The following is a 12,655-nucleotide window of genomic DNA, read 5'->3' on the forward strand; positions in this document are numbered from 1 at the left end:
TTAGCCCAGCAATTGGGGCATCAATCGTAAGTGCGGCCAGCGCGCCAACCAATTTTTCTCTTCGATTCTTCGCTGAGTCACACTCAGCGCCAAGCCAGAATGGGCGTTGTGTCGCAAGCGCAGCGCCCATGCATCGGCTAATCCTGCCGTAACACGCCATTCAATTTCATTTTTGTCATTCATGGCAGCGCCCAAACACGTCGCCGTTTCGGGAAACCGCGCAACTGCATCTTTCGCCGAGGCATAGGCCGCCACGCCATTGCGGTGATGCATGCGCGCTTGATTCCGGACTTGCCATTGCACATTGGGTAGTTGTTGCTTGAGTTTAAATTCCAATTCTAAATCAAGCTGCGGATCGATTTGCTCGCTCGAATACCATGCGACATCGACATCATTTAGCGGTGTGCTGGTGCTGAATTGATGGGCCGCATCCCAGACCAAATTGCGTACGAATCCAGCGCAAATCATCGCTTGCGGGAGTGCTAATGCCTGTACTGCTTGAAGGCAATCCATGCGCAATGCATCGGCTTGAATCAGAGCGAGGGTCTGCTTTTTCATGCGCTTTTGCCACCATTATTTACTTGAAATTCATTTTTAATCTGGCCTGCATATTCCGTGTAAAAGTGCATTTTGTGTACTGTTTTACTGGGCTGGTCGGCATGGGTGTAACTATGTCACTGAAACGACTCAATATTTTACTTAACATGCCCGTCTTCAGTTTAGAACACTTGCATATTAGCCATCGTAAATGGACATGCGCTCCTTCCCCTTGTACCGGAGGAGTGCTCGCAAAAGGGGAATGAATGGCGTTAGGCGCAAAGCTTGGATCTTTAGTCATTATGAGTAGTTTAGTTACCGGCTGTGCACTGCACCGCTGGGTGCCGCAGCAGCCAGAGAAGGCTGCGGGCGCCTGTCTGGCGAGTAGCGTAACTGCGGTGAGCTCTGCAGCGAGTTCAACTGGTGCGGCATGTCTCGTTGCCAGCAGTGCATCGGCAGTGGCCAGTATTGAGATTGAGAGTTCGGACTATCAGTTCAGCCAAAAAGACATCGATGCGATGATTTTAAATGCGTTTAATGAAGCACGCGGTGAATCCCCAGCAGGTATTCGTGCGGTATTGGCTGTGACGATGGCGCGGGTTGAATCTGCCTGTTACCCCGATTCGGTGCATGAAGTGGTCTATCAGCGAAAACAATTCTCTTGGACCTGGCAGCAAGGTACGGCGCGAACCTTAACCGCCGCCAAGGCGCGTGAGCCGCATAGTTATCTGAAGGTTAAGTCGGTGGTGACGGAGTATATTGCGAGTGGCGCAAAGCCAAGTCAGGCGATGCTCTACCATACGCGCGACGTTAATCCCGGATGGGCGAAAGCCGCCTCAATCGCACGGCTTAAAACAATGGGCAGTCATATTTTCTACGTGAATAAGCGCTGCTAACTAAGCTTTATTTAGGTATAGCTACCAAGCTATTGATTAGTAATGTCTAGCGACCAATACTGCGCTGCTTAATTTGTTCAAGGCAGCGAGGGCAATAACAATCGCCTTCGCCTTCCTTGGGTAAGGGTAGGCCGATGGGCAGATCCATGCACCAACAGCCGCCTTGCTGGCCGCCCGTACCACATTGAAATGACGTACCACAGTGCTGACAGCTTTTTTGGGCCACTGGCAATTGAGGGTGGCGCGTCATTATTGCTTCCAGCGCACATTGCGCTCATCAACAAATTGGTAATAACGCGAAAGAACGATTTGTCCTTTATGGTCGAGTAATTCAATAGGTACTGGACCAAATGGGGCGGCAATCCGAATGATATTGAGCGCATCTTGATCAAGCTTCATGTTGCCCGATGAGCGGGTTAATTCCAATTTGGCGATACTGCCATCGCCATTCAGTACCACTTTAAACTGCATTAAGCCAAATAAAGGACGACCATTTTCGTCGCGCGGAAAATTCTGCTGGCCAATCCGCTCGACTTTTTGGCGAATTTGTTGCTCCCAAATTCCAAAAATCGCACGAACTTTTTCTGAACCTTCTTGGCTACGCGTCGCCCCGTCTTCTTGCTGGCGAGTTTCAAAAGTGGGTTTTTCTGGACGGTAAGTTAAGTCCAATGTCTTAGGTTTACCTTGCTTGGCACTGCCATTACCGAGGTCGAGTCCCGCGATTTCGACTTCTTTGGTGTCTGATGGTTGCGCAAGCACTTTTGGCGCACTAGCTTTGGTGGTTTTCTTGGGGGCTGGTTTAGCGCGGAACTCGGGTTTTTTCTCGCTTGGAGCCTGTGTCATCACCTTGGCTTCGGGTTCTGGCTCGGGCTCGGGTGCTTTCGGTGGCTGCTTTTTTTGGATCGTCATTTCTAGCACATTGCTACTCAGTGCTTTAAGTGTGGGTTTTTCTGAGGCTGGAATCAGCAAAAAAAGCATGTGGAGCAAAATAGCTAGGATGAGCGCCTGCACGAGCCATTTGTCTTGCGAGCTGGCGATATTACCAAGGTCGTTGTGCGGCATTCAAAAAAGTCCGAGTGACATAAGTATAAGCAGGGCTGCATTCTACCGTGAAGTGCCGGAATATAGCGTGCTAGATAAACGCCATTGGGCTTAGGTGCTTGATTTTGCATAAAAATGCTATTTTTCACGAAAAAAATTTAAAAAAAAGCTTACTGTTTTAAAAAACATCAGGTATTATTCGCCCCCTAAGTTGCTAAATTAAGTTTTGGCAAGCGTTAGGGGAGTCGCCAAGTTGGTTAAGGCACTGGATTTTGATTCCAGCATGCGAAGGTTCGAATCCTTCTTCCCCTGCCAGAATATAGTAAAAAAGAGTCGCTGATGCGGCTCTTTTTTATTGCCTAAAATATATGCAATGCTGAAGTATTGCCTTCTAGCTATTGCTTTATATTACCGCTGTGGTAATACCCACTCACTCTCGTTTTAATCTGGTCTGCATTTCGTATTTTTCACTAAGACGGGCACGCTTTATGCGTGATTTGGTGTTCCACCACGAGCGAGGTAGAACATCATGAAAGTTCAGCATTCAGAACTTAAGTTCAGTAGTGAGCACCATCTGTTGCAGGAATCAAAACTGCAAATACAGCTCAATATGTCAGCTGAAACCGCCAATTCGTTTTCAAAACAATTGACTGAAGAAATCAATGCGCTATTACCCCGCATTCAGTCGCAACAGGATGAGTCGCAAGCCCTGATTTTGGAAAAAAGTAAGGTACAGCGTTTTCAATCGCTGTTGGCGCTGTTGTTTGGTGATGGCGAGTGCAGTTGTGGCGGATCACCGCTTGAGATGACCGCGCCTGCAGCAGGCGATACGAAGCTGAACCCAGCGGCCAGTGGAGGAGGATCGAGATTGCAAGTTTTGGTGACGGAGCAAATCCGTGAAAGCGAGCAATCTAGTTTTGCAGCTCACGGCAAAGTTTGCCTTGCCGATGGCAGCTCTCGGCAATTTGCGGTGGACTATCAACTATCTCGTGATACCGAAATCAAACGTGAGCTGGGTTTCGATTGGCTAAAATTACAAGATCCGCTGGTCTTGGATTTTGGAGCACCAACAGCAAAATTGCATGAAACAAGTGTTGAGTTTGATTTGGATAATGACGGTCAAAAAGAGCGAATGCGGATGCCAGATGCCACATCGGCGTTTTTGTTTTGGGATCGAAATCGCAATGGTTTGGCCGATAACGGTAGCGAGTTGTTTGGCCCGAAGACGGGCAACGGGTTTAGTGAATTAGCCAGTTTGGATAACGATCAGAATGGCTGGATTGATGAAGGCGATAGCGCATTTAAAGACTTGAAACTTTGGCAGTCCGCAGAGCATGGCGCTGGGGTGCAAACTTTAAGCCAAGCGGGGGTTGGGGCCTTGGCTGTGACTGCAGTAAGTACTGAATTTAGCCTAAAAGAGCAGGGCGATCTATTGGGGCAAATTCGGGCGAGTAGTGTGTGGCTGGGCGAGCATATGGGGGCTGGTGTGGTGCGGCAAATTGATTTGGCAACAAAGCGGATTGAATCTTAGCCATTGGCGTGATGGAAAAGAGCCGCACTAGCGGCTCTTGGTGGCTTTTATTGGTCGCTCAAGGCGGCTTTCACTTCACGCTCACCGACATCGGCAGCCCCCCGGTAGCCTGAACGCCTGAGCGCCACACCCCATTGCTCAACAATCGGCGCGAAATCTTCAGCTCGCCGCACGGTGCTCAGTAGCTCAGCTAGACGTTCTTCCCAGCTTTGCCCGAGATATTCTTGCGTCACTTTGAGGATGACTTGCCGAGCGGCTTCGATTTGGCGTTTTTGCTTCAAATCTTGCGATAATTGTGGCGCAACGGTGGTCGGGCCGGAAAATTGAATTTGATCGATGGTCTTACTTTGCGAAACCGAGCTAATCAGGCCGAGGCTCTGCATCTTTTGCAAAATACCCAGTACATCGATATTGGGCAGCATCCCTGCTAGCGCCATACTGTGTCGAGCGCCATCAATCATAAAGAGCACTTGGCGCTCTTTTTGCCCGATTAAGCCGCTGCGTTGGGTAATTTCTTGCTGACCAAGAGCCGTTTTGTGATAAATCGCATTTTCCATGATGACACTCAGTTTCGGTGGTACATGGAGTATGTATAAGTCAAAACTAATGTAGTTGAAAACTAAACACTACATCTTGTTGCAAAAAGAATACGCTGTGTATTAAATCAATGACTTAAGTGCTTCTTGTGAGACTTTGGGGGCATTCGGTCTGGTGATTGAATCGCGCAATGCAGCTTCCGCTACCACGAGTAGGGGCGCATCATTGTGATTAGATTGCTGGGTCAAGCTCGCAACATTCGGGGTTTCTTCTTCAAACTGAATCACACCCGCAATTTTCCACACGCCATCAATCCGTTTGAGGTGGTAGCTGGTTCGATATTCCCACGGTGTTCCGTCGTTGCGCATGACGCGCCAAGCGAGTTGGGCGGTACCCAGTGTGCTACTAATTTCTAGCACACTCAGGATTTTATATTGAGCGTCGTGAAAGCCTTGTGCGGCGTACCAGTTGAACAGTACTTGCGTGGTTTCATACAGCGGTGGCATGTCTGGCCAGTCGGTGCGTTCATCGTTAATTAGTGTGAAAAATGGCATGGTGAACAGTTGAGTGACACCTTCTACATCCAGTTGTGAATAGACAACAGAGAAGTGCTCAAAAAATTCTTCCAAACTCATTTTAAAATTCCTAGGTTGTTCATGGCTTTAATTATCAGCGGATCAATTTGAAAACTCAACCTAGGCTGACTTGTTTGGAAATTTTGTAGCAATTTTATTACGGATTCTAGCAAGGTTTGATTTGTGAGCCGCACATTTTTTGCCAGGAATGTGTGATATTGAATGTATTGCCGCTTGAAAAGGCGGATTTTAGCGCCATGTAAGTGTCAAATCATGAATGTTCGTGATATTCAATTACAGCAAATTGCAGGAGTTCAATGATGGTTCAAGCTACCGCCAGTCACCTATTGGTAAAAACAGAAGCACAATGCGAAGCATTGAAACAAGAAATTTTGGCGGGCGCGGACTTTGCTGAAGTGGCAAAAGCCAATTCAAGCTGCCCATCATCAGCGCAAGGCGGCGCTTTGGGTTCATTTGGCCCTGGCATGATGGTGCCCGAGTTCGATAAAGTCGTATTCAGCGCACCACTCAATGAAGTGCAAGGCCCTGTTAAAACGCAATTTGGTTACCATTTATTGGTTGTGACTAGCCGCGGCTAATTCAGCCCTGTAGTCGAGAAAAAACCGCCAAACTGTGGCGGTTTTTTTATGCCGTCTGTATTGACTGCTCGCAGGGCGTTCGCTTTAGGCGTTGCCAAACAGCGAGTTTGTCTGGGTCGGATAGCTTTGACCATGCCCTAATTTCATCCAGCGTGCGCAGGCAGCCTTGGCAATACGCGCGGCTTGGGTTGAGTTGGCAGGCATTGATACAAGGTGAAGCGATACTCATCGTAACTACCGTTGGGTGGTGAGGTCGCTATTGGACGGGATTCTGCTCTCGCTGACAAGGTCAAATAAAAATGGCCACAGTTTACTGTGGCCAGATGTGTGTCCTTCGCGCTGTTATTTAGACGCGATAGCGGGAAATCGCGGAATCGAGCTCTTGGCTCAATTGACGCAATCGCTCACCTTCGCCAGCGGTGCTCTGTGCTACCGAGCTACTTTCTTCTGACATTTGTGCCACTTGTTCGACTTGTTGCGCCATCATCGCGCTCGCCGCGCTTTGTTCACGCATCGTGCTGGTGATTTCGCTGACTTGTATGACGACTTGATCGGCGTTTTGGCGGATTTTGGAAATGGCATCGCTGGCTTCTTGCGCGCGTTCCACGCCTAAATCCACTTGGCGCACCGTTTGCTGCATCGTCGTCACCGTGATGTTGGCTTCATTTTGGATCGCACTTACGGTACCGATAATTTCCTGTGTAGAACTGGCTGTGCGCTCAGCGAGTTTGCGTACTTCATCGGCCACCACCGCAAAGCCACGCCCTAAATCACCGGCACGCGCAGCTTCAATCGCAGCGTTTAGTGCCAACAGATTAGTTTGATCCGCGATGTCTTTAATGACATTGACCACTGCATTGATGCTGGCGGTGCGATCTTTGAGGGATTCAATTTGCTGAGCCGAAACACGGACATCTTCGGCAATTTGATTGATGCTGGTGATGGTGCTTTCAATAACTGTGCCGCCAGTGCTGGCCATTTGCCCCGCTTCGCGTGCGGTGCGATCACATTCATCGGCGCTGTCGGCCATATGGCTAATACTGACCGTCACTTCTTCAACCCCCGCTGCCATACTGGATGCTGCATTGCTGACATTGTGAGAGGCGCTGGATAATTGCTGGCTGGCATTCGATAAGCCGCTGGCCGTACCGGTGACATCACGGCCGATGCGATTGAGTTGTTGCAAACTGGTTTGTAGGGTGTTGATGAGGCCATTGATCGCTTCGAGTGATTCCCCGATTTCATCGCGGTGTGTCACCGCCATACGGCGTGTGAAGTCGTAATCCGTTCCGAGTTGCACGACGAACTGGCGCATACCATTGAGTGGATTCACAATACTTCGCCCGATCATCACCCCAATGACGCAGATGACCGCAAATAGAAGCAGGCCAAATGTCAGGGAAAGTGAAACGGCAGATGTGATTGCGTTATTAATTTCTTTGCGTGATTCCTCAACGTATTGCTGATTCAGTTTTACGGCTTCGGTGGCCGCACTGAGTACTTTCTGCGCTTGTGGTGCCGCTTTGCTTCGGCTTAATTCGATCGCTTCTTCTTGTTTTTGAGCTTGCGATAGGGCCATCACTTCCCGTGTGACGGTGGCATAGGCACTGAGTTCGTTTTTAAAGGTATCAATATTTTTACGGTCTAGCTCATCAACGATATAAGACTCGTATTTTTTCAGCGCTTCTAAGGTTTTTTCGATGCTTTGATTAAAATTATCTGCGCGGACTTTCTTTTCGGTTTCGTCCGCTTGTAGCATTTGATTTAAAGCGTGGATCCTAGCGCCAGAAAGCTCGAGTTGCGCATCTGAAAGTAGTAATACTGAAGGTAAGACATTATCACTCACATCTGCGGAATGTGTTTTTACATCTTGGAGTTTAAAGTAACTTACTACTGTGAGGATGATGATGGCTAATCCAGCGAGGGCCACCAGTGAGACCAATTTGTGTGCGATTTTCATGTCGATATAACCTCGGTAGTTACAAAAGTAATCCAATTCTTTTTAGTGTAACAAATGGTGTATTAGTATTCTCTAAATTGCTCTGTCTATGTTGCTCTTTATCTACTCCGGTTTCGTCATCATCAGCTTTATTTGTTTTATTACTATTCTTTAACGATTGCTTGAAAAAGTGTTCATTTATCATTCAAGTCGATAATGAAATCGTAACTTGCATCAATGATTTATGCGTGAAGGCACCGATGTTGATGAATATGATCTTATGAAGATGATTTTTAATAAGAATAAAAAAGCCACAGCGAGCTGTGGCTTGAATGGGGTAACAGTTTTATTTAGACGCGATAGCGTGCAATCGCGGAATCGAGTTCTTGGCTCAATTGACGCAATCGCTCACCTTCGCCAGCGGTGCTCTGTGCTACCGAGCTACTTTCTTCTGACATTTGTGCTACTTGCTCCACTTGCTGTGCCATCATTGCACTCGCCGCGCTTTGTTCACGCATCGTGCTGGTGATTTCGCTGACTTGCACGACGACTTGATCGGCATTTTGGCGGATTTTGGAAATTGCATCGCTGGCTTCTTGCGCACGCTCCACGCCGAGGTCCACTTGGCGCACCGTTTGCTGCATCGTCGTCACCGTGATGTTGGCTTCATTTTGGATCGCACTTACGGTACCGATAATTTCCTGTGTAGAACTGGCTGTGCGCTCAGCGAGTTTACGTACTTCATCGGCCACCACCGCAAAGCCACGCCCTAAATCACCGGCACGCGCAGCTTCAATCGCAGCGTTTAGTGCCAACAGATTAGTTTGATCCGCGATGTCTTTAATGACATTGACCACTGCATTGATGCTGGCGGTGCGATCTTTGAGGGATTCAATTTGCTGAGCCGAAACACGGACATCTTCGGCAATTTGATTGATGCTGGTGATGGTGCTTTCAATAACTGTGCCGCCAGTGCTGGCCATTTGCCCCGCTTCGCGTGCGGTGCGATCGCATTCATCGGCGCTGTCGGCCATATGGCTAATACTGACCGTCACTTCTTCAACCCCCGCTGCCATACTGGATGCTGCATTGCTGACATTGTGAGAGGCGCTGGATAATTGCTGGCTGGCATTCGATAAGCCGCTGGCCGTACCGGTGACATCACGACCGATGCGATTGAGTTGTTGCAAGCTGTTTTGCAGGGTGTTGATGAGGCCATTGACTGCTTCGAGTGATTCACCGATTTCGTCTTGTTGGGTGATCGTGACGCGGCGGGTGAAGTCAAAATCAGTACCCAGTTGCACGACAAATTGGCGCATCGCGTTGAGGGGGTTAATGATGCTGCGCGCAATCCACAGCCCGATGATACTAATCGCAATAATTAAGATTAAACCGGTACCAATTGAAAAACTGATCGCAGCAGCAATCGCTTCGGTAATTTCTTTTTTGTCTTCATTCGCACCTACCTCATTACGCTTGGTTGCGATGATTAGTTGTTCTTCAACTTTCTGTGCTTGTGGAGTGGCTTTCGTTTTGACCAAGGCTTCTGCGGCTGCGGCATCGTTTGATTCGGAAGCTATTTTGACTAACTTGCCAATTTCGATCCATTGATCAGCTTCTTTGCGAATGTTGGCGATATTTTGCTGGCCCTCAGCGCTAGAAACATAATGATCGTAGGCTTTTAATTTTTCATCAAATTGAGCTAAGTATTGGTTTAATTTGGTGTCAACTACTTTTTTTTCGTCCGCATTAGATTGAATGACATGTTCGACAAGTGCGTGGCGTGCATTGGCAAACGCTAAGTTAATTTCACCAATTAAAATAACGGATGGCAATGCATCATCAGTGATCATGATTGAGTGCTCTTTCACACTTTGAAATTTATTAAAGTTGACTGCTGTAATTAGTACAATCGCCAGCGCGGCGAGTGCAATCAGTAGCATTAGTTTTTGGGAAATCTTCATTTGAGGCCCTGCCTGTTCGGTGGGTTAAGTTATGTGTCAGTATAGTACTAATAATTAGATCTATTTAATCTAAATTGACCGTTGAGCCTCTAAAAAACCGAATTTATTTTGCGGCTACGGGAGTTGCGTGGCTGGCGCTTGAATTGAGTTTGGGCTTGATTTTTTCAGTGGGATTACAAATTTGTTATAGCAGAGCTCACGTTTCTGACTATCTAAAACGTAAACTAGAAGTGATGGTGTGGCTGTGTTCTTTGCTTGGTGTGCAAAAAAGGGATAGGTCATAAGAACTCCGTTGAGCAAGAACTCAACGGAGTGTAGAACTTTATTTTTGTGAATCAATATCGGCGAGCGATTCTTCGCCCTTGGTGGTGATGAAATGGCCGACTTCGCCTTCACGTGTTTCGAGGTGGCCTTTGCGCAGCAAAAACGCCAGTGCTTCACCGTTAATTTTGAGCGTTGGATTGGCTTTGAGTTGGCGCAGGCTGTCGATACACAGCGCCATGAAAATTGTTTGTTTACCCAAGTCGGTAATTTGCAAAATACCGGTTTTACGTTCGTAAGCGCACAGCTTTTGCCCTGTGAGGACTTTGATATTTTTAAACACAGCGTGGCTTAAACGCGTGCTTTTCAGGCCGCGGCTCACTTCGATTAGTGAGGCCATTTCATCTTTTGATAACTTCGTACTCATCGTTCACCCTCATTGTCAGTGTTGATATAGTACGCTGTCTGCTCTGGCTTGCGCTAATTTGTTCCACAGGCGGGTTGCAAGGCGAGGCACCTTGCATGTCATTTAATGTGTGCGTGATGAAAATTTCTGTTGGGTATTGCCGCAAAAGCATTATTAATGCATACCAAGAGATACCTGCTTGCTATAGCGTGCGCTGTGACAAGCAGGTTTGATTTCCGCTCTGGCTTAGCGATTAAAGTGCTTCGCGTAGCGCATGTCCAGTTGCTTGGTTGGCAATAGCATTAAGAAATCGGCGCAATTAAAGTACGGGTCCCAAGCCGGTTCGCCACAAATCATCGCGCCAGCGCGCAGATAGCCTTTGATCAGTGCTGGCGTTTCGACTTTTTGCGCGACGGTGTTCATTGAAAACGGCAGTGGATTGTTTGGGAACACGCGCCATTCAATCGGCGCCAGCGCTGAAGCGGCGAGTTTTTTGTATAAGTTCACCGCCAAATGGCCGCCGTCGTTCACGGGCACACTCGCGCAGCCAATCAGATATTGATAGCCATGTTGCTGGATGTAATTGGCGATACCCGACCACAATAGCGCAATCGTTGAGCCATTGCGGTATTTCGGGTGAACGCAGGTGCGGCCTAGCTCGACCATTTGTGGACGAATATTTTGCAAGCGAGTGAGATTAAACTCGGTATCGGAATAATAGCTGCCCACTTTTTGCGCTTGGTGTGGCGGTAAAATGCGATACGTACCGATCACTTCGCCCGTGTCTTCATCGTGCGCCACTAGGTGATCGCAGTAACGGTCAAATAGGTCTTGATCGATGCCGGGGATTTTACTATTGATTTGTGCGCCCATTTCTTCAACAAAAACTTGATAGCGCAAGGCTTGCGCCGCCAAAATCGTTTCTGGATTGCTGGCAATCGACACCGTCAATGTGCGTTTATGTTTATGAATTGAAGCAGAACTTTCAACTAGCATCTTTCTCTCTCCAGAGTTTTGCTAGCTAAATTACTAGCTGATTATTACAGCAAGGTTTTTATTTTGTGAATTTGGTATGACAAAAAATGACGATAGATCAATAGCTTGCCCTTGTCTTGGTTGCCGTCTCGCTGTGGCGGTATCTGGGGCTCAATCGGGTCGGCAAATCGCGTTGATTTGAATCGTCACAGTGCATTCACCGTCTTTTGTTAAGCTGTCTCTCATTTGTCACTTCCTCTTGCGGGCTCATACCATGCGCTTAAAAATGTGGATGCAGAGTATTTGCATCATTGTATTGGCGGCTCATGTTCACGCCGCAACGGGTTTGACTGAAATTGCGGCGACCGCTCAGCATTCCACCGTCACGGTGTTTTATCCCGCCAGCGGTCAAAATCAGAAACTCAATAAAATCGGCTTGCCCGTTTTTGCCTTACCCGATGCGCCTCCGCTTAAAGGCAATGGACGCTTGATTGTGATGTCGCATGGTTCGGGCGGTTCGCCGTGGGATTATGCGGATTTGGCTGGCGTGTTAGCGGAGGCTGGTTTTGTCGTTGCGCTACCCGATCATCTGCGCGATAACCATCAAAATGGCAAAGATGCAGGTCCGACGAGTTGGAAGATTCGACCCCAAGAAATCACTAGCGCGATTGATGTCATCGCTAAAGATCCACGTTTTGCACCGAACTTAAAACTCGACCAAGTGGGTATGTACGGTATTTCGGCGGGCGGCTTAACCGCGCTGACTTTGGCGGGCGGGCGCTGGTCGCCGGCAAATATGGTGCAGCATTGCAATGTCAATATTCGCGCTGATTTTCATGCCTGCGTGGGTTTGCTGTTTGAATTGAATGGCGGGATGTTTGACGGTTTAAAAGTATTCATGGCGCGGCAGATTTTGCGCTGGCGCTTTAATGATGCGACATGGCAAAGCCACACCGACCCGCGCATCACCGCGATTGTGGCCGGTGTTCCTTATAGTGTCGTGTTTGATTTGAACTCGTTGGCGCAGCCCAAAATCCCCGTTTCGCTGATTACGGCGCGTAAAGACGTTTGGCTGCATCCGCAATTTCATAGCGACCCGATTGTTCGCGCTTGCCAAAGTTGCACGGTATTGCACGACTTTGAAAAAGGCGGCCATGGTGCGTTACTGTCGCCCATTCGTTCACCGCTAGAAGGGCTCGTTGCCCGATTAATCGGCGATCCTGTTGGCTTTGATCGGCAAGAAACCGCGTTGGTGAATCAAAAAATTAGCCGCTATTTTCAGCAATGGTTGTTGCCGTGACTGATGAAAGCCCGCACCCTCTGGGTGCACCGTGTTTTGCAGTCGCAATCCGCGACGGGGACTCACTTTTCTTGCTTCGCCAAGAAAAGTAAGC

Annotated in this window: 14 protein-coding genes and 1 tRNA gene; 5 read left to right on the forward strand and 10 right to left on the reverse strand. The window is 48.2% G+C overall.

What is annotated here, in order from left to right; all coding sequences use genetic code 11:
• On the reverse strand, window positions 1-558 hold the full coding sequence (locus tag K4H28_RS14995; protein ID WP_221005943.1) for a nucleotidyltransferase family protein: 558 nt from the start codon (window positions 556-558) through the stop codon (window positions 1-3).
• Between the two features lie 281 nt (window positions 559-839).
• Here K4H28_RS14995 and K4H28_RS15000 point away from each other — a divergent pair, with 281 nt between their 5' ends.
• Window positions 840-1,433 (forward strand): cell wall hydrolase, encoded by a 594-nt coding sequence (locus K4H28_RS15000; protein ID WP_221005944.1) that lies wholly within the window; start codon window positions 840-842, stop codon window positions 1,431-1,433.
• Between the two features lie 46 nt (window positions 1,434-1,479).
• On the opposite strand, the gene K4H28_RS15005 is transcribed toward K4H28_RS15000, so the two are convergent.
• Both K4H28_RS15005 and K4H28_RS15010 read right to left on the reverse strand, forming a co-directional pair.
• Entirely contained in the window at window positions 1,480-1,683 is a 204-nt protein-coding gene (locus K4H28_RS15005; protein ID WP_221005945.1) for a cysteine-rich CWC family protein, read from the reverse strand.
• Window positions 1,683-2,495: a TonB family protein gene (locus tag K4H28_RS15010; protein ID WP_221005946.1), complete on the reverse strand. Its 813-nt coding sequence runs from the start codon at window positions 2,493-2,495 to the stop codon at window positions 1,683-1,685. Before K4H28_RS15010 ends, K4H28_RS15005 begins: the two co-directional genes overlap by 1 nt.
• Window positions 2,496-2,712: 217 nt before the next feature.
• Here K4H28_RS15010 and K4H28_RS15015 point away from each other — a divergent pair.
• Window positions 2,713-2,789 (forward strand) — tRNA-Gln (locus K4H28_RS15015).
• 214 nt (window positions 2,790-3,003) lie between these two features.
• Window positions 3,004-4,005, forward strand: a complete 1,002-nt coding sequence (locus K4H28_RS15020) for an SPM autocatalytic domain-containing protein (RefSeq protein ID WP_221005947.1) — start codon at window positions 3,004-3,006, stop codon at window positions 4,003-4,005.
• Between the two features lie 47 nt (window positions 4,006-4,052).
• Here K4H28_RS15020 and K4H28_RS15025 read toward each other — a convergent pair whose 3' ends face one another.
• Complete coding sequence (locus tag K4H28_RS15025) at window positions 4,053-4,562, reverse strand: hypothetical protein (protein WP_221005948.1); 510 nt, start codon at window positions 4,560-4,562, stop codon at window positions 4,053-4,055.
• 102 nt (window positions 4,563-4,664) lie between these two features.
• Entirely contained in the window at window positions 4,665-5,177 is a 513-nt protein-coding gene (locus tag K4H28_RS15030; RefSeq protein WP_221005949.1) for a DUF6841 family protein, read from the reverse strand.
• Window positions 5,178-5,434: 257 nt separating this feature from the next.
• On the opposite strand from K4H28_RS15030, the gene K4H28_RS15035 reads away from it, so the two are divergent.
• Window positions 5,435-5,716, forward strand: coding sequence for a peptidylprolyl isomerase (locus tag K4H28_RS15035; RefSeq protein WP_221005950.1), 282 nt, complete (start codon window positions 5,435-5,437; stop codon window positions 5,714-5,716).
• A 46-nt stretch (window positions 5,717-5,762) separates the two neighbouring features.
• Here K4H28_RS15035 and K4H28_RS15040 read toward each other — a convergent pair whose 3' ends face one another.
• The 5 genes from K4H28_RS15040 to K4H28_RS15060 all read right to left on the reverse strand — a co-directional run bounded on the left by K4H28_RS15040 (window position 5,763) and on the right by K4H28_RS15060 (window position 11,282).
• Window positions 5,763-5,945 carry a DUF1289 domain-containing protein gene (locus K4H28_RS15040; RefSeq protein ID WP_221005951.1) on the reverse strand — a complete coding sequence of 61 codons (183 nt, stop codon included), beginning with the start codon at window positions 5,943-5,945 and terminating at the stop codon, window positions 5,763-5,765.
• 117 nt (window positions 5,946-6,062) lie between these two features.
• Window positions 6,063-7,676, reverse strand: coding sequence for a methyl-accepting chemotaxis protein (locus K4H28_RS15045; RefSeq protein WP_221005952.1), 1,614 nt, complete (start codon window positions 7,674-7,676; stop codon window positions 6,063-6,065).
• 329 nt (window positions 7,677-8,005) lie between these two features.
• On the reverse strand, window positions 8,006-9,619 hold the full coding sequence (locus K4H28_RS15050; RefSeq protein ID WP_221005953.1) for a methyl-accepting chemotaxis protein: 1,614 nt from the start codon (window positions 9,617-9,619) through the stop codon (window positions 8,006-8,008).
• Between the two features lie 322 nt (window positions 9,620-9,941).
• The gene (locus tag K4H28_RS15055; RefSeq protein ID WP_221005954.1) at window positions 9,942-10,307 is read right to left on the reverse strand and encodes a hypothetical protein; all 366 of its coding nucleotides are present in this window, start codon (window positions 10,305-10,307) and stop codon (window positions 9,942-9,944) included.
• 225 nt (window positions 10,308-10,532) lie between these two features.
• Window positions 10,533-11,282 carry a GNAT family N-acetyltransferase gene (locus tag K4H28_RS15060; protein WP_221005955.1) on the reverse strand — a complete coding sequence of 250 codons (750 nt, stop codon included), beginning with the start codon at window positions 11,280-11,282 and terminating at the stop codon, window positions 10,533-10,535.
• A 253-nt stretch (window positions 11,283-11,535) separates the two neighbouring features.
• Between K4H28_RS15060 and K4H28_RS15065 the strand changes: the two genes are divergently transcribed.
• Window positions 11,536-12,561 (forward strand): alpha/beta hydrolase family protein, encoded by a 1,026-nt coding sequence (locus K4H28_RS15065; protein ID WP_221005956.1) that lies wholly within the window; start codon window positions 11,536-11,538, stop codon window positions 12,559-12,561.
• Window positions 12,562-12,655 lie beyond the last annotated feature (94 nt).

Origin of the sequence: Deefgea tanakiae, from assembly GCF_019665765.1 — a bacterium.
In the GTDB taxonomy this organism is placed as follows: Bacteria; Pseudomonadota; Gammaproteobacteria; order Burkholderiales; family Chitinibacteraceae; genus Deefgea; species Deefgea tanakiae.

Excerpts from the sequence above, each read along its gene's own strand:
- K4H28_RS14995 (WP_221005943.1), bottom strand. The coding sequence starts at position 558 with ATGAAAAAGCAGACCCTCGCTCTGATTCAAGCCGATGCATTGCGCATG.
- K4H28_RS15000 (WP_221005944.1), top strand. The coding sequence starts at position 840 with ATGAGTAGTTTAGTTACCGGCTGTGCACTGCACCGCTGGGTGCCGCAG.
- K4H28_RS15005 (WP_221005945.1), bottom strand. The coding sequence starts at position 1,683 with ATGACGCGCCACCCTCAATTGCCAGTGGCCCAAAAAAGCTGTCAGCAC.
- K4H28_RS15010 (WP_221005946.1), bottom strand. The coding sequence starts at position 2,495 with ATGCCGCACAACGACCTTGGTAATATCGCCAGCTCGCAAGACAAATGG.
- K4H28_RS15020 (WP_221005947.1), top strand. The coding sequence starts at position 3,004 with ATGAAAGTTCAGCATTCAGAACTTAAGTTCAGTAGTGAGCACCATCTG.
- K4H28_RS15025 (WP_221005948.1), bottom strand. The coding sequence starts at position 4,562 with ATGGAAAATGCGATTTATCACAAAACGGCTCTTGGTCAGCAAGAAATT.
- K4H28_RS15030 (WP_221005949.1), bottom strand. The coding sequence starts at position 5,177 with ATGAGTTTGGAAGAATTTTTTGAGCACTTCTCTGTTGTCTATTCACAA.
- K4H28_RS15035 (WP_221005950.1), top strand. The coding sequence starts at position 5,435 with ATGATGGTTCAAGCTACCGCCAGTCACCTATTGGTAAAAACAGAAGCA.
- K4H28_RS15040 (WP_221005951.1), bottom strand. The coding sequence starts at position 5,945 with ATGAGTATCGCTTCACCTTGTATCAATGCCTGCCAACTCAACCCAAGC.
- K4H28_RS15045 (WP_221005952.1), bottom strand. The coding sequence starts at position 7,676 with ATGAAAATCGCACACAAATTGGTCTCACTGGTGGCCCTCGCTGGATTA.
- K4H28_RS15050 (WP_221005953.1), bottom strand. The coding sequence starts at position 9,619 with ATGAAGATTTCCCAAAAACTAATGCTACTGATTGCACTCGCCGCGCTG.
- K4H28_RS15055 (WP_221005954.1), bottom strand. The coding sequence starts at position 10,307 with ATGAGTACGAAGTTATCAAAAGATGAAATGGCCTCACTAATCGAAGTG.
- K4H28_RS15060 (WP_221005955.1), bottom strand. The coding sequence starts at position 11,282 with ATGCTAGTTGAAAGTTCTGCTTCAATTCATAAACATAAACGCACATTG.
- K4H28_RS15065 (WP_221005956.1), top strand. The coding sequence starts at position 11,536 with ATGCGCTTAAAAATGTGGATGCAGAGTATTTGCATCATTGTATTGGCG.